This is a genomic window from Psychrobacter sp. TB67 (assembly GCF_000511065.1).
In the GTDB taxonomy this organism is placed as follows: domain Bacteria; phylum Pseudomonadota; class Gammaproteobacteria; order Pseudomonadales; family Moraxellaceae; genus Psychrobacter; species Psychrobacter okhotskensis.
Map to the genome: position 1 here is coordinate 96,854 of NZ_AYYA01000050.1, position 15,350 is coordinate 112,203.

The following is a 15,350-nucleotide window of genomic DNA, read 5'->3' on the forward strand; positions in this document are numbered from 1 at the left end:
CAGGCTGAAATTCAGCTCTAATAATTACATGGTTATGTTGCACAATAGTGACGCGCAGCCAAGTTATTGGTAGTTAAATGCAGACTAGAATTGACCTTATATAAACAAGCTCGTATAGTCAAAATTACGTTGTTATCAATCGGATAGGATGCGCATTTGTATCACTCTAATAGACAGTCGCTATGTGGTAAACCAGACGTCAATGTCTCGAATGCGTGTTTCATCGTTAAGGATGCACAAGACATGATATCGTCTACACCCAAGCAAAAAACGGCTCGTTTGCTCATGCCCCATGCCATAAAAATTGTCGTATCAGCTGCCTTATTGACAATGGCAACTGTCGCCAATAGTAGCGAAAGTACCGCTGCGCCATTTGCCTATGACTCGTGGCAAGACCCAGCTTCAGAAGCGCTCGATTTACCTAACTTACGCGGGCAAGGGCTGAGCTTTGCGGAGCAATATCAAAATAAGCTACTTGGCGAATGGTCGCTACAAAATATCAATGGTCGTGTCAAAATGGAGCACGATCCTTGGGTGCAAGAAACGGTCAAGGAGATGACGTGGCGGCTCAATGCGCAAGCGCGTCAGCAAGCACCCTTGGGCGTGGTCATTATCGACAATCCCAGTATCAATGCGTTTGCCGCGCCAGGCGGCGTCATCGGCATCAATACAGGGACGATACTGGCTGCGAGTAGTATGGATGAGCTGGCCAGCGTCGTCGCTCATGAAGTCGCGCATATTAGCCAACGCCATTACGAAAGCGGCGTTGATGAACGTAAAAAAGCCATGCTGATGCAAATAGGTGGCATGCTGGCCGCGATTGCCGCATCAGCGGTCGATGGTGATGCGGCAGCGGCAGTGATGATGGGCAGCCAAACGGCGACGATGAATAGCAGCATGGCGTTTAGTCGCAATAATGAGCGTGAGGCTGATCGGGTAGGGATGCAAATCATGACCCAAGCTGGATATGACCCACGGGCGATGCCCAGCTTTTTTGCGACGATGAATCAACAAAGCCAGCTGAATCAGACAGCCAATCGGTTTTTACCCAGTTTTGTACGTTCACATCCCTTGAGCAATGAGCGCTTGAGTGAATCGCAAAGTCGTGCGCAGCAGTATCCAACCATGTCATTAAGCCAGCAACAGCGTCATCAAGCGCTGTTCGATCTGCTTTATTGGCGTGTACAAAGTACCGGTAAGCATGCGTCTGAGACCACCTTGACGGCAGCCGCCAAAAACAGCTTAGGGGCCAAACTGTCACTGATGACTTGGTATAGCGAGCAACAACGCTTTACTGACGCCAATGAGATATTGGCGGAACTTGTTGCGTTACCAGTGGCGCGGCGGCAGGTGTTAGAGCCCTTGTTGTCGATTACCCACAGCCAAATTCTGAGCGAGCAAGGCAAGTGGCAGCAAGCCGCCGAGGTATTAGAGCGTCAGCAGCGTCTGTATCCTGAGCGCCGTGATTTGCGGTTGTATTTGGCTGAGGCGTTGACCAATAGTAATGAGCCGACCAAGGCACAAGCTTTGTTAAAACCTCTGACCCAGCAGCAGCCAGCCGATCGCTACGCTTGGCAAAGCCTACAACTGGCCAATGAAAAAATCGCTAAAACCACTGATTCTGCGCAACTTAAAAATATTGCTACCATTAATGCGCTACGTTATCGCAGCCATGACCAGCTCTGGAATGGACGTTACGAGCGTGCACTTACTTCCTTAACACAGGCCAAACAGTTGGCTGAACGTATGCAAACGACGGGGCAAGCAAGTAGTGCACGTCCGCTATTAGCGAGCATAAATGCAGAAATTAAAGACGTAAAAACCGCCAAAGACTTTAAGCCTTAGGCGGTTATGTGTATCTTTGAATCACCATTTTTAAAATTAGCACACGCCCTAGGCATTGATATTAAACAATGGTGTTTATTACAAAGCTATCAACCTTGCAACGCGTCTTTTACCAGCTTAGAGATGAGCGCTGGATCCGCACGACCTGCGGTTTTATTTTTTAATACGCCCATCACACTGCCCATGTCACGCATAGAAGTGGCGCCTTGCGTTGCAATCTCGGCATTTACCATAGCAGCCAGCTCATCATCATCCATTTGCTTGGGCATGAACTCATTGATGATATCAATTTCGAACTGCTCTTTGGTTGCCAAGTCGTCACGGCCATTTTCGGTAAAAATGCCAAGTGACTCTTGACGTTGTTTTAGCTGCTTTTGCAAAATTTCTAACACGCCTGCATCATCAAGCTCTATTTGACGATCAATTTCAATTTGCTTGATAACGGAGTGCACGTTACGCAATACCTTGACGCGTTCAAGCTCACGGGCTTTCATAGAGGTTTTAATATTGTCTGATAGGGTTTGTTTAAGGTCGCTCACTGTTATTATCCTTATAAGGTAAGTTTGTCGATAGGCAGTCTGCGAAAGCGGTCTTTTTAATGAAAGACGCTATTATCGGCAGTATCGACCGCAATAATAAAAATTGTAGCATAAAAAACGCCACTGATATCGATTGATAACAGTGGCGTTAATGTAGCGCTTGTACTTAACTAATCGTATTATCGATTAGTACATACGAGTGGTACGAATAGTTTCGCGTTGTAATTTTTTCTTATAACGCTTTACCGCAGCTGCTTTTTTGCGCTTGCGCTCTTGCGTTGGTTTTTCATAAAATTCACGTTTACGCACGTCAGATAATACACCGGCTTTTTCACAAGCGCGCTTAAAGCGGCGGATTGCGATATCAACTGGTTCGTTTTCTTTAACCTTAACTGCAGGCATGAAGACTCCTTATGAGGATGAGATATAAAGGCATTAGTTTGGTTGTGTATTAGTATTTAGCCGTAATATCTCAAGATTACAGGCATCAACTCAAACTAGGATAATCTTGTACTATAGCACAAGGGCGAGTATTTTAATAATAAATGCGAATAAAGTCAATGGTTTTCATGCATTTATCTCTCAGTATGAGTAATTGAAAAATATTTGGGCTAGCGCATTTTTTACAACCTATTAGGAAGTTTTTGGGTTTACTTATCTTGTTTATATTTGGTTAAATCCGTCACAGATAATCCAACAAAAAATCCCTACTGTCTATAACGGTTTGTCTTGTCTTTATGCTATGATAATTTCTATATAGTCAGTGACACACTAATGATTTTTGGGCATTTTATTGAGGATGTTGGAATGAAAAAAACAGTACTAAATACGGCTTTAAGCACCGCATTGTTGGTCGCTCTTGGATTTAGCGTGAGTGCTTGTAGCAGTGATAAAGAAGGTGGGTCGCATGAAGTAAAAGCCGTTGATCGGGTAGATGAGGCCGCCAAGCTTGCTCTTGCCAATGGACCTGAAGCTGAAGAGATGGATTTTCCAGAAACCGCACCGATGCCAGCGACAGATATGGCAGCGGACGGTACAGCAGTTGACGGCGCTACCACTGCTGAAGCGGGTGCTGATACGGATATGGCTGACAGTGCCGATGCGACTATGACTGGTACGGATACAGCTGCTACTGATACTAGTGCCGCCCCGCCCGTAGCGGATACCGCAACGACTGACGCTGAAGCAACTGCCAATTAATAGCGCTCAATGTGCAAGGTCGTGACGGATTTTATGCGCTGTAATGACAGCCGCTAAGATGAACCCTTATATAGAGGTATGATCATGAGTAATAAGCAACCGCGTATGAGTTTTGGTAAATGGACATTGTCGGTGTTCAGTATTAGCGCGTTACTGGCGCTTAGTGCGTGTAGTGGTGACAATACAACGGCTGAAGAACCAGCTGCGGTCAGCGAATCAGCTGACGCCGTCGCTGTCGAGCCAGCACCGCCGGTCGCTGAGCCTGAAGTGGTGACGCCCGAGCCTGCCGTAGAGAGCGAGGTCAGTGAAGCGATAGAAGAGCCAGTAGCCGAAGCCGAACCTGAAGTACTGGCTGCGGACGCTGGGGCCAAGCTTTATGAGGCGCAGTGCAAGATGTGTCACGCACAAGGGCTGTTAGAAGCGCCAAAATATGGCGATACCGCTGCGTGGAGTGCGCGCATTACTAAAGACAAAGAGACGCTGTATAGCCATTCTGCTAAAGGTTTTAATAAGATGCCCGCGCAAGCGATCAATGGCGTCACTGAAGCACAAGTGCATGCTGCGGTTGATTATATGTTGGCGTCTGTGAGCTGATGGGGCGTATTGCCATATATTGACCATTGAAATTTGCTAAACTGACCGTCATTGTGACTGACAATGGCGGTTTTTTTATGCACGTTGTTAATGGCATAAGACGAAAACGCTGCAAAAGACGATATGAAGGCAAGAGTATGAAAGTATTGGGTTTAGAGACGTCTTGTGATGAGACGGGACTGGCGATTTTTGATAGTGAGCTGATAGACACTGACAGTCAAGGTTTGCTTGGGCAAGTGCTGTATTCACAAATAGAGCTGCACGCACTCTATGGCGGCGTCGTGCCTGAGCTTGCCAGCCGTGATCATATTCGTAAGCTGGTACCTTTACTTAATGAGCTACTAGAGCAGTGCGATATCAAGAAAAGCGAGATCGATGCGATTGCCTATACCAAAGGGCCTGGACTCATTGGTGCATTGATGACAGGTGCATTATTTGGGCGCAGCTTGGCGTATGGCTTAGAGATCCCAGCGATTGGCATTCATCATATGGAAGGCCATTTGTTGGCACCGCTGATGGGTGCCAACCCTCCTGCCTTTCCTTTCGTGTCATTGCTCGTTTCTGGTGGACATACTTTGCTCATTGCTGCACGTGGGGTTGGGCAATATGAGATATTGGGTGAGTCGATCGACGATGCTGCGGGTGAGTGCTTTGATAAAGCGGCTAAAATGCTAGGCTTACCCTATCCTGGTGGTCCCAATATCGCTAAACTGGCTGAGACAGGCAATCAAAACGTGTATAGCTTGCCAAGACCGATGCTACACCGTGGTTTGGACTTCTCCTTTAGCGGTATGAAAACAGCCGTGCATAACCTTATCAAAGACACCCCACTCTCAGGGGGTTCAGGAAATGGTGCCGAGAGTGATCCACAAGTACGCGCTGATATTGCCGCTAGCTTTCAACATGCAGTGGTCGATACACTGGTAAAGAAATGCGTCAAAGCACTCAAGCAAGCAGACATGAGTCGCCTAGTGATTGCAGGCGGCGTCAGTGCCAACACTCATCTGCGTGAAACGTTAGAAGCGGAGCTGGCCAAAATAAATGCAACGGTGCACTATGCACCGCCTGCGCTATGTACCGATAATGGGGCAATGATTGCTTATGCCGGTTACGAGCGCTTGCAAGCAGGGCAGTCGGATGATTTGGCGGTGAGCTGTGTGCCACGTTGGCCGATGACAGAGTTGCCTGCGGTATAAAGGTGCTATTGATTGGGCGTCATGCCCATGTTGATGCCCATGAAAACTATCTGAAGTAAGGATGAGCTATGCAGTGGATTGCGATTGGTTTGGGCGCCGCATTTGGAGCTTGTTTACGAGGGTGGTTGGCGCGCTTTAATCCGCTGCATCATTGGATACCGCTAGGTACATTAGGTGCAAATGTCTTGGGTGGACTGCTGATAGGGCTAGCGCTAGTATGGTTCGGGCGGATGGGTACTGGCTTATCTGACAACGTGAGACTGTTCGTCATCACTGGTTTTCTAGGCGGACTGACGACGTTTAGTACCTTTAGCGCGGAGGTTTTTACCTTTGTGAATGACGGCCGTTTGCTGGCAGGATTGGCGCTTATCGGTTTACATGTGGGACTCACATTACTGGCTACCGCGCTGGGATTTTATTTTTTTAAGCTGGTTTTATGAGCTTTTATAGGTATTGCTTGCTTGATGGTCTGTTATAAGTAGTTCCATTATATCAGTCTGTTTTGAGTGGTTTATTAATAAGTTTAAAGGGCAAAATAACTGGTTCCCTTGGGGTATACTCAAATCAGGATTTAACGAGACTTAACTGTACGAAATAAGATGATTATGACGACATTGAAATTCATAGGTACTTTCATTCTAAGTGCTATAGGAATCTTAGTAACCGGATGTACAGAGCCAAAAAACCCAAATGAGCTAGTTACCGCTTATATACCAGCAGAAATATCAGATAAGGTATTTGTCGCCACTTTTCCACGTTGTAATAATAATGATGCTGGTGACTTTAATGAGTTTTCGACAAAACATTTGAGACTAAAATTTCAAGCGAAAACATTCTCAGGTAACCCCTCGAATAGTTATCACTGCCCTTCAGAAAAACTAGGTATGGTTTTTTATACAGACTTGAGACCACTTTACAGATTGATTGATTCAAATAAAACTGATGGTGAAATCGTTGAAAAAGTAGTTAGGGGTAAAGACTATTTTTATAATACTTTCCCCCCAGAGTCGCTAATAGAAAAAACGTTAAACATTGAGCGATTTTATGCCGACTCTAGTCAAGAAATGCTAGTAATAGATGATATGCCCAATCAGACCAGTCCATTAAAACTCATGTTTATGAAGTACCCTAATGAAAAACTTAGCTCTTTTCATAATTATTATGACTTGTACACCATACTGGATGATGATTTTTTATTAAAGTATCGAATTAGAATAATGAATGATGACTACAACCAAAGATTTAATCTGAGCGGTTACGATACGCAATTTGCGCAAGCGTTTAAAGATGTCATAGCAGCTGATGGTCGAGTGCTAGATCACCCCAAGATTATTCAAGGTTTTGTCGATAATAATGAGCGAGTCATAGAGTTTTTTAAAGCGCATAGACAGATTGTTACTAAAACCGAATTTAATAAGATCAACGATGCTGATCACACAATAGAATAGTTTTCGAGTAATGGCTTTGAGCCATATTAAACTCATTTACCATAACATTCGTTATGATATGAAAAAGTGACTAATATTTTATAACTATAAGAAAGTAATCAGTAATGAACCTACAACGGCTTCACTATCCCTTCTAGTAAATTTGCGAACCCTTGCATATACGCTGTATCTTGGCTAGATGTGCGCGTTGCTGCATACAACTGACAATGCACACCTGCACCTAACTTCCGCGAGACGACCCAGCCTTTTTTCTCATATTCCGCCACAACCCAATCAGGCAATGCAGCAACTCCGCGCTCACTAGCGACCAGCTGAATAAGCATCGCTGTCAGCTCTGTAGTACGAACATTCTCAAAGCTCACCTGTGCAGGCGTCATAAAGTTGGCGATAATATCGAGACGCTTGGCCTCTACTGGATAAGCAATTAAGGTTTCTTCAGTCAAATCACTGGGTTCAATAAATTCTTGTGCTGCCAAATCATGCGTGGGCGACAGTACCAAGCGACTCTCATACTCAAACAATGGCTGATAACTGATACCGTCTATCGGTAAATCACTGGTGGTAATCAATAAATCAATATCACCTTCCATGAGCAGATGATGCGGCTCAGGCTCAAACCCCGTTGCAAAGTCCAGCTCAACATCCGACCATTCACGGCGGTAATGATTGAGTATCGGCATCAGCCAATCAAAGCAGCTATGACATTCAGAAGCCAGACGCAATCTGCCTGCCTGACCATGCGCTAAGCGCTTTAGATTGGATTTGGTACGGGTAACTTGCGGCATGATGCTATCTGCCAATGCCAGCACAGTCTTGCCCGCTGGTGTAAAAGTCAGCGGACGCGTGCGACGGTTGACCAAGCTAATATCGTAATAATTCTCTAGCTCTTTCAATTGATGTGAGACCGCAGAAGCCGTGACATGCAGTTCATCGGCCGCAGCAGCGAGTGAACCATGCGCTCGTAGCGCGGTTAAGGTATTCAGATGACGAAGCTCGAGCATAAAGTAACCTAACCACTGATTTTAAGAAAAAGTAAAAGAAAGTCGAATGTGAATAAAATTCATTATAACCGTTTTATAGTGATTTTTATTCAAAAATTAGTATAAATCATGCAAAGCTTAATAGCAGCCACTCTTAACATCAGTCGTTAATGACTCATTAGCGCCGACGTAGTAGCAACTGCGAAATGATGACCAATATCAAAGAGGCGGCCAGTAGTAGCGTACCAATGGCATTGACTTCTGGCTTCAATCCTACGCGTACCATTGAATAAATACGTAGCGGTAAAATCTCATAGCTTGGGCCAGTGACAAAGGTTGAAACCACCACATCATCCAATGACAACGTAAAGGCGAGTAACCAGCCTGCCATTACCGCTGGTAAAATTACAGGAATGAGCACGGTACGTACCATCGTTGACTCATTGGCACCTAAGTCGCGTGCCGCTTCCATCAATTTCTCATCTAGACTGCTTAATCGTGCAAAGACAGTGATGACCACAAACGGTAGGCAGAAGGTAATGTGTGCTAATAATAGCGAGACAAATCCTAATTGCAGACCAATTAATAAGAACAGTGCTAGCAATGAGATGGCCAATACAATTTCAGGTGACATCATCAATACGAACAGTAGTCCGTTTAGCAAGCCTTTACCACGGAAATTATAACGGTGTAGTGCTAAAGCGGTGAGCGTGCCTATCAATGTTGAAACGGTCGCAGCGACCAACCCTAATACGATAGAATGCCAAAATGCATCTAGCATGGCTTGGTTATTAAATAGTGATTCATACCACTTTAGGCTAAAGCCGCCCCAGTTATAGCCAATTTTTGACTTGTTAAATGACATCACCACTAGGACAATAATGGGCAGATATAGCAAAGCATAAATCAGTCCGAGATAGCCTTTAGCCGCTATGCTGCCGATGCTAGGTTTCTTGATGTGACGCTTGTTCTTCACGGGTGAGTTCTTTAATGAGTTATTAGACATTAAGCCACCTCATTAAAGTCGGTCTTGCCAATACGGCGGCTACTGGCACGATAGGCGAGTAATAGTACGGCCATCGCAAGGGTCAATAATACGCTGGCTGCTGCACCGAATGGCCAATCACGCGCATCCAAAAATTGATTTTTGATGATATTACCAACCAATAAATTGCGCGAGCCACCCAAAATATCTGCCACATAGAACATACCCATCGCTGGCAATAACACTAATAGCACCCCTGAGATAATCCCAGGCGTGGTCAATGGTAGCACCACGTGCCAAAAGGTCTGCGTTTTTGAAGCGCCCAAATCCTGCGAAGCGAGTAGCATATCATTACGCAAATCGGTAAATACCGCATATAACGGTAATACCATAAACGGGAATAACAAATACGTTAAGCCGGCTATCACCGCGCCTTGGGTGTATAAAATATCAATAGGGGCATCGATGACGCCTATCGTTAGCAGCAATTTATTAATCAAGCCATTATTGGCAAACAGCAGTTTGAGGGCATAAGTACGTACTAAAGAGTTGGTCCAAAACGGCAGGATGAGCATCATCATCAATAGCGGCTGCCAACGTACATTGGCTTTAGAGACCAGCCAAGCAAAAGGATAACCGAGCAGCAAGCAGATGACCGTGGTGATACCTGCCATCCATAACGAATGGACAAATACCTCAAAATACAGCGGATCAATCATGCGTACATAGCTGTCGATACTGACAGGCAAGCTAATAAAAGCGCTGCTATCGCGAGTCAGAAAGCTGACAGCGATGACCAATATATTTGGCAATAACGCAAAAATAAGCAACCAGCCCCAGATCAGCCATAGCGTTGCGGTCCGAAAAGGACTTTTGTTGCCCAAATTGAAACGGCTATTAGCTGCCATTAGCTGACATCCTTTTGCACAGACATGCCTTGATGTTCGCTCGAATTGGCGGTTGACTGGTCGATTGAATCGTCATCTGGTAGCACCCATTCCCAGCCATCCACCCATGAGACCTTGACCGCTTCATTTAACTTGTAATCAAAACTTGGGTCATCTTCATCAAAGAATTCAGAGGCTTTAATAATATGACCGTTTGCGAGTTCAATAATCGAGTCTAAGGTGCTACCTTTATAATTACTCTCGATGACGCGGCCCAGTAATCCAGCGTGGGCGTTATCATTGGGATCATAAATCCGTAAATCTTCAGGGCGCAGCAGTAAGTTTACGATATCGCCCACTTGCACATCATTAGCAAAGTCCGGACGACGCAAATTACGTAATGTCGTCGGTCCGTCTTGCGCTTGCGATTCACATACTTCGACTTCGATACGCCCATTGCTGACTTGTCCATCACGATCTGGCTGGTCAGCGTAGACGCCTTTGACTTCTGCTCTGAATAAATTGGTCTCACCGATGAATTTGGCGGTAAATAAATTGGCGGGGGTTTCATAAATCTCGATAGGCGTGCCAATCTGCTGAAATCTGCCATCTTTCATCACCGCGATACGGTCTGACATTGACAGCGCTTCTTCTTGGTCATGAGTGACGAAGACAAAGGTGATGCCCAGTTCGCGCTGCAAGCGTTTGAGCTCAGACTGCATTTGCAAACGCAGCTTGTGGTCGAGCGCCGACAGCGGTTCATCAAGTAATAATAGTTTAGGACGATTAATCACCGCCCGTGCGATCGCCACACGCTGCTGCTGACCACCGGATAAATCTTGCGGTTTGCGATTGGCCAAATGCTCTAACTGCACCATGGCCAGCATCTCACGCACCCGCGTTTGAATCTCGTCTTTAGGAATTTTTTTAAGTTTAAGACCATAAGCAACATTTTGCGCAACGGTCATATGCGGAAATAAGGCGTACTGTTGAAACACGGTATTGACCGGACGCTTATCGGCTGACAAGCCTGCCATCTGTACACCATCTAGATAAATCGCCCCAGCGTTTGGTTGCTCAAAACCAGCAATCAAGCGCAGCAACGTCGTTTTGCCACAGCCTGATGGCCCAAGCAGTGTCAAAAACTCACCATGCTTGATATCGAGATTGATGTCCTTTAGCACTTCGGTTTGATCGTAGGTTTTTTTTAGACCAGTCAGTTGTAGCAGCACCTTATCGGCGTTCGGCGGCATAGAAGTTCTATGTGTGTTCATAGATGAGTCATTCATAATATAGTTTCCTAAGCGCTCGATAGACTGGGGCCGCGACCAAATAAAATCGCTGCAATTTCGATGACTGGCCTGAGCGTAAGCGTGGTCTGGTTGCTGCGTATTATAACAAACCCTTGATATAAATCAGTGCAAGTTCGTTATAAGTTCGCCATACCATTTTATTATGGGCCAAAAATTCGTTCTGATAACCTTTGCTTTCTTCTTAGCATTCTTAGGGTCTGTTGAACATTCAAATATTAGGACTGCTGATTGCTAAAATCGTCCCAAACCTTTTATCAAATCAGGCGTAAACCGACGATAATGTCGAGACCTTAGCTAGGTTTACAACAACGTTTGGGGTGGTTTTAGCATCAGCCCTTTGGGGCAGAGCTATTTTTTGCCAATACATGGCGAAATTATCTAACCTAGAATGACTAGGCGTCAAAAATTTCACTGCGTATTGTCTAAAAAATAGCCACTGCCAGTGCCACATTTGAATGTTCAACAGACCCTAGTGTCACAGGCTTATTATTGGTTATTTTAATGTGACTGACTGCCGCTTTACCAGCCATGACCATCTTTAAATAACGAGATTAAAAGCAATTTTTTTATGATTTTTCTCCCTTTATTCCTATACAATAATTTTGTGGTTAAGAAATACAGGAAGCCTGATATGTCGGGCAAAACGCTTAGCCAAGCCATGGTCAAAAAAAGAGATTTATTATTCTAATCATTTTATAATCAAGGAACCCTTATGCCTACTGATATCCGCCCAAAAACAGGTCAAGAAGCGCTTGAACTGCTAAAAGAAGGCAATACGCGCTACATGGATAGCCTCACCAACACTGATCCAATGATGCAAAGACGACCAGAACTGGTGAGTAATCAAGACCCGTTAGCCATCATTTTGGGTTGCTCCGATGCCCGAGTACCGGTCGAAATTGTATTTGATCAAGGCTTGGGTGATTTGTTTGTGATTCGGGTAGCAGGTAACGTGGTTGCGCCTTCGCAAATCGGTTCAGTAGAATTTGCCGCCGAAAAGTTCGGTACAAAGTTGGTCGTGGTCTTGGGACATTCGCATTGCGGCGCCGTCACTGCTTGTGTCGATGCACTGATCAACCCTGAGCAAAATTACTCGCCCAATTTACAGTCAATCGTCGATCGTATCCGCCCAAGCGTTTATAACTTACATGAGCTTGCTACTGCCAATGGGCAAGATGTCGATGCTGATGAATTGGTCAATCGCTCAATAAGTGCCAACGTGCGCATGTCGGTCAGCCAGCTTAAGCATGGTTCGCGGGCGCTAGAAGACTTGACCAACAGTGGTCAGTTATTGGTCGTTGGCGCAGAGTATGATTTAGAAACAGGGAAGGTACGGTTTTTAGATAGTTAGTCGTTATAAAGTTAATGGCTATTCTATTGTCAATATTATCAATAAAATAGCGCTAGCCTTACCTTTATTTTGGGTGAGGCTAGCGCGCTTGTGTTTAATAATTGAATATAACTATCCATATAGATTGACTGTATAGATTATAAGTTCTTACAAAATCCTATCATTAGTCCTGCCATTTTTTATTATGATGAGAGAGTTAAGCAAATCACAAATAGCGTGATTTGCTGATTTTTAACTTCCATAACTTGTCAACTATTAGGATAACTATGTCTACGTCAGCGTCCAATTCAACCAATAATAATGAAGCAACGATAGCGCAGCCTGCAAGCAGTGTAAATACCGCTGGCATTCAGCCCATTTCTGCACAGACTTCAGGCTTTACCTTTAACCACACCATGCTACGGGTAAAAGACCCTGTTAAATCATTGGAGTTTTATACTGGCGTGCTTGGCATGACTTTGCTGGCGGTAAAAAAGTTCCCTGATATGGAATTTGATTTATATTTCTTAGCCAAACTGACCGATAGCGAGCGTGAGAATTTACCCGCTGGTGAGGATTTAGAAATCTTTGCCTTCCGTCAGCGCGGTATTTTAGAGTTGACCCATAATTATGGTACCGAGACTAAATCTGACTTTAGCTATCACGATGGTAATAGTGAGCCACAAGGTTTTGGACATATCTGCTTTAGTGTGCCGAATCTTGATGAAGCGGTGGCTTGGTTTGATAAAAATAATGTCGAATTCAAAAAACGTCCCGAAGATGGCAGTATGAAAAATATCGCTTTTATTAAAGACGTTGACGGCTATTGGATCGAGATCGTACAAGCCGATTTGATGGGCTAGTTTTTAGGACCTGACAAACAACAGCGATGGCGTATCATTGACTTAAAAAGTTCACATATCAAAGGAGTGACCCCTGAATGCCTACCTCTGAGGCAGAAACCGCGGTAAGTAGTGAGACAGTTGCTGGATCGACAACGACAGATGCGTTGACGTATCAAAGCATCATCGATTCGGCGAATGGCATCCTGATTGGCTTTGTTGAGCGTATACCGCATTTTGTGGCTTCGCTCATCGTTATCCTGATTTTTTGGTTTTTATCGATTGTCTTCAAAAAAGTCGTACATAAACTATTGGGTAGCCGCAGTCGTCATCAAAACTTAGTTAAAGTGTTTCAGCGGGTAGGCGGTGCACTGATTATTTTCATTGGTTTTATGATTGCCATGGTCATTGCCGTACCAGGATTTACACCTGCCAAGCTTATTGGTGCGCTCGGTATTGGTTCGGTCGCCATTGGTTTTGCTTTTAAGGATATTTTTCAAAACTTGCTATCTGGTATTTTACTACTTATCTCAGAGCCATTTCGTATTGGCGATCAGATTGTCTCAGGGGAGTATGAAGGGACGGTTGAAGACATCAAAATCCGTGCGACGACCATCAAGACCTATGATGGTCGACAAGTGGTCATTCCAAACTCGGATTTGTATACTTCAGCATTGACTGTTAATACCGCCTATAAGCAGCGCCGTCTACAAGTCGCCGTTGGTATTGGTTACGAAGATGATATCGAAGCAGCAAAGGCTGAAATTTTACGGGCGCTGGATAAAGTGGATAGTGTCTCTACTAAAGCCAATCCAAGCGTGATTGCGACAGGTTTTGGTGGCTCCTCAATCGATTTAATGGTGCGTTGGTTCATCGAAGATGGCACCCAAGCTAATAAAGTTGCCTCAATCCATCAAGTTATCGTAGAGATTAAGACAGCTCTTGATGCGGCAGGGGTGAACATACCTTTCCCAATACGCACCATAGATTTGAGCGACCCTTCTGTCACCTCTATTGTTAATAAAATGAACGAGCAGCAAGCGCTAGATGTGAATAAAGCTGCCACAGAATAGTTGGGTTGATACACTGATAAATGTGTCATGCAACTGTTTGAATAGGTCATATTTTTAGACTGCCTAGATTAACACACCAAGTGCAACGCTAAGTAATGGAATAAAACACCTGGTTTGGCGTTTTAAACCCTAATCGTTTTCTTGGTCTGTTGTTTAACCTGTCTTCAATGTTTTGAACCTCATCATCAGATACTTGTCTAAAGTCACATCCTTTAGGCAAGTACTCTCTAATCAAGCCATTGGTATTTTCGTTTGTTCCTCGTTGCCATGAGGCATAAGCATCAGCAAAGTAGAACCCACTATAGAGTCTTTGCTTAATGGCTTTATGATCCGCAAATTCCTTGCCATTATCGGACGTAATCGTCTTAACGTGTAGTTTCACTGGAGTTAGCATTACCACCATCGCATCCGCGACCAGATGAGCACTCTTTTTAGTCACTCGCTTCATCTTAACCAAACCTGTCTTTCGCTCTACCACTGTCACGATAGCTTGTTTATGGTTTTGACCAATGATGGTGTCCGCTTCCCAATCACCGATGCGGGATCGCTCTTTTACTACATGAGGGCGCTCATGAATTGAGATCCTGTCATTAATACGCCCACGAGTCTCAGTGGTAAGCCTTTGACGATAGGGTTTGGCTTTGCGTCTTAAATACTGCCATAGCGTGCCGCCTTGCCTCTTATCCGTCCATAAGTAACGATAGATACTCGTGTGACTGACTCCACTATGAACGCCTGCTATTTGCTCAGGACTCCACTGCAGTTTAAGCTTAGTCACGACCCAGTCCCAGACGTTTAAAATGATGGTGAAGGCATTATTTGCTCGCCTCGCTTTAGCGGTGTTGTCTGCATGCTTTGCCCGGTAGCCTCGTAGGCTTTTATTGCGTCTAAGCTCTCTTGATATGGTGCTGGGACTTCTGCCTAACGCCCCTGCTATAAATTTAATACTATGTTGTGCCCCTCTAAGGGCATAAATCTGATATCGTTCCTCTAGGCTTAGATGTGTATAGCTCATGGTTGCAATCTCACTTTGGCGGTGGATAGTAGCTTTGATGCTAGCGCATCTAGGCCTCTTTTTCACCTGCTCTTTGATATTGCACTTCATGTGTTAATCTAAG

General features: G+C 44.7%; 16 protein-coding genes. 9 read left to right on the top strand and 7 right to left on the bottom strand.

Going from position 1 to position 15,350, the window contains the following annotated elements; genetic code table 11:
• The first annotated feature begins 156 nt into the window (after positions 1-156).
• Positions 157-1,845 (top strand): M48 family metalloprotease, encoded by a 1,689-nt coding sequence (locus W293_RS0107955; RefSeq protein ID WP_227502367.1) that lies wholly within the window; start codon positions 157-159, stop codon positions 1,843-1,845.
• Between the two features lie 89 nt (positions 1,846-1,934).
• Here W293_RS0107955 and W293_RS0107960 read toward each other — a convergent pair whose 3' ends face one another.
• Entirely contained in the window at positions 1,935-2,384 is a 450-nt protein-coding gene (locus W293_RS0107960) for a GatB/YqeY domain-containing protein (protein WP_025651929.1), read from the bottom strand.
• Positions 2,385-2,570: 186 nt separating this feature from the next.
• Entirely contained in the window at positions 2,571-2,786 is a 216-nt protein-coding gene (gene rpsU, locus W293_RS0107965) for a 30S ribosomal protein S21 (protein ID WP_025651930.1), read from the bottom strand.
• A 405-nt stretch (positions 2,787-3,191) separates the two neighbouring features.
• Between rpsU and W293_RS0107970 the strand changes: the two genes are divergently transcribed.
• The 5 genes from W293_RS0107970 to W293_RS0107990 all read left to right on the top strand — a co-directional run bounded on the left by W293_RS0107970 (position 3,192) and on the right by W293_RS0107990 (position 6,822).
• Entirely contained in the window at positions 3,192-3,584 is a 393-nt protein-coding gene (locus W293_RS0107970; RefSeq protein WP_025651931.1) for a hypothetical protein, read from the top strand.
• 84 nt (positions 3,585-3,668) lie between these two features.
• On the top strand, positions 3,669-4,178 hold the full coding sequence (locus tag W293_RS0107975; protein WP_025651932.1) for a c-type cytochrome: 510 nt from the start codon (positions 3,669-3,671) through the stop codon (positions 4,176-4,178).
• Positions 4,179-4,315: 137 nt separating this feature from the next.
• Positions 4,316-5,374 carry a tRNA (adenosine(37)-N6)-threonylcarbamoyltransferase complex transferase subunit TsaD gene (gene tsaD, locus W293_RS0107980; protein ID WP_025651933.1) on the top strand — a complete coding sequence of 353 codons (1,059 nt, stop codon included), beginning with the start codon at positions 4,316-4,318 and terminating at the stop codon, positions 5,372-5,374.
• A 68-nt stretch (positions 5,375-5,442) separates the two neighbouring features.
• Complete coding sequence (locus W293_RS0107985; RefSeq protein ID WP_025651934.1) at positions 5,443-5,814, top strand: CrcB family protein; 372 nt, start codon at positions 5,443-5,445, stop codon at positions 5,812-5,814.
• A gap of 165 nt (positions 5,815-5,979) precedes the next feature.
• Positions 5,980-6,822, top strand: coding sequence for a hypothetical protein (locus tag W293_RS0107990; RefSeq protein WP_156915627.1), 843 nt, complete (start codon positions 5,980-5,982; stop codon positions 6,820-6,822).
• 110 nt (positions 6,823-6,932) lie between these two features.
• Here the strand turns inward: W293_RS0107990 and W293_RS0107995 are convergent, their stop codons facing one another.
• The 4 genes from W293_RS0107995 to potA form a co-directional block, all read right to left on the bottom strand.
• Positions 6,933-7,823: a LysR family transcriptional regulator gene (locus W293_RS0107995; protein WP_025651936.1), complete on the bottom strand. Its 891-nt coding sequence runs from the start codon at positions 7,821-7,823 to the stop codon at positions 6,933-6,935.
• A 157-nt stretch (positions 7,824-7,980) separates the two neighbouring features.
• Positions 7,981-8,808: a spermidine/putrescine ABC transporter permease PotC gene (potC, locus tag W293_RS0108000; protein ID WP_025651937.1), complete on the bottom strand. Its 828-nt coding sequence runs from the start codon at positions 8,806-8,808 to the stop codon at positions 7,981-7,983.
• Positions 8,808-9,695 (bottom strand): spermidine/putrescine ABC transporter permease PotB, encoded by an 888-nt coding sequence (gene potB / locus W293_RS0108005; RefSeq protein WP_025651938.1) that lies wholly within the window; start codon positions 9,693-9,695, stop codon positions 8,808-8,810. The genes potC and potB overlap by 1 nt, the downstream gene beginning before the upstream one ends.
• Positions 9,695-10,963 (bottom strand): spermidine/putrescine ABC transporter ATP-binding protein PotA, encoded by a 1,269-nt coding sequence (gene potA, locus W293_RS0108010; protein WP_051395110.1) that lies wholly within the window; start codon positions 10,961-10,963, stop codon positions 9,695-9,697. The genes potB and potA overlap by 1 nt, the downstream gene beginning before the upstream one ends.
• A 736-nt stretch (positions 10,964-11,699) precedes the next feature.
• On the opposite strand from potA, the gene W293_RS0108020 reads away from it, so the two are divergent.
• The 3 genes from W293_RS0108020 to W293_RS0108030 all read left to right on the top strand — a co-directional run bounded on the left by W293_RS0108020 (position 11,700) and on the right by W293_RS0108030 (position 14,232).
• Positions 11,700-12,338, top strand: coding sequence for a carbonic anhydrase (locus W293_RS0108020; protein WP_025651940.1), 639 nt, complete (start codon positions 11,700-11,702; stop codon positions 12,336-12,338).
• Between the two features lie 395 nt (positions 12,339-12,733).
• Entirely contained in the window at positions 12,734-13,180 is a 447-nt protein-coding gene (gene gloA / locus W293_RS0108025) for a lactoylglutathione lyase (protein ID WP_413771500.1), read from the top strand.
• A 77-nt stretch (positions 13,181-13,257) separates the two neighbouring features.
• On the top strand, positions 13,258-14,232 hold the full coding sequence (locus W293_RS0108030) for a mechanosensitive ion channel family protein (protein WP_025651942.1): 975 nt from the start codon (positions 13,258-13,260) through the stop codon (positions 14,230-14,232).
• Positions 14,233-14,320: 88 nt separating this feature from the next.
• Here the strand turns inward: W293_RS0108030 and W293_RS16280 are convergent, their stop codons facing one another.
• Positions 14,321-15,247, bottom strand: a complete 927-nt coding sequence (locus W293_RS16280; RefSeq protein WP_037025096.1) for an IS30 family transposase — start codon at positions 15,245-15,247, stop codon at positions 14,321-14,323.
• Positions 15,248-15,350 lie beyond the last annotated feature (103 nt).

Coding starts and splice junctions, on each gene's coding strand:
- W293_RS0107970 (WP_025651931.1), top strand. CDS start 3,192: ATGAAAAAAACAGTACTAAATACGGCTTTAAGCACCGCATTGTTGGTC.
- W293_RS0108030 (WP_025651942.1), top strand. CDS start 13,258: ATGCCTACCTCTGAGGCAGAAACCGCGGTAAGTAGTGAGACAGTTGCT.
- gloA (WP_413771500.1), top strand. CDS start 12,734: ATGCTACGGGTAAAAGACCCTGTTAAATCATTGGAGTTTTATACTGGC.
- potA (WP_051395110.1), bottom strand. CDS start 10,963: ATGAATGACTCATCTATGAACACACATAGAACTTCTATGCCGCCGAAC.
- W293_RS0107985 (WP_025651934.1), top strand. CDS start 5,443: ATGCAGTGGATTGCGATTGGTTTGGGCGCCGCATTTGGAGCTTGTTTA.
- W293_RS0107975 (WP_025651932.1), top strand. CDS start 3,669: ATGAGTAATAAGCAACCGCGTATGAGTTTTGGTAAATGGACATTGTCG.
- W293_RS0107990 (WP_156915627.1), top strand. CDS start 5,980: ATGACGACATTGAAATTCATAGGTACTTTCATTCTAAGTGCTATAGGA.
- W293_RS0108020 (WP_025651940.1), top strand. CDS start 11,700: ATGCCTACTGATATCCGCCCAAAAACAGGTCAAGAAGCGCTTGAACTG.
- tsaD (WP_025651933.1), top strand. CDS start 4,316: ATGAAAGTATTGGGTTTAGAGACGTCTTGTGATGAGACGGGACTGGCG.
- W293_RS0107995 (WP_025651936.1), bottom strand. CDS start 7,823: ATGCTCGAGCTTCGTCATCTGAATACCTTAACCGCGCTACGAGCGCAT.
- potC (WP_025651937.1), bottom strand. CDS start 8,808: ATGTCTAATAACTCATTAAAGAACTCACCCGTGAAGAACAAGCGTCAC.
- W293_RS16280 (WP_037025096.1), bottom strand. CDS start 15,247: ATGAGCTATACACATCTAAGCCTAGAGGAACGATATCAGATTTATGCC.
- rpsU (WP_025651930.1), bottom strand. CDS start 2,786: ATGCCTGCAGTTAAGGTTAAAGAAAACGAACCAGTTGATATCGCAATC.
- potB (WP_025651938.1), bottom strand. CDS start 9,695: ATGGCAGCTAATAGCCGTTTCAATTTGGGCAACAAAAGTCCTTTTCGG.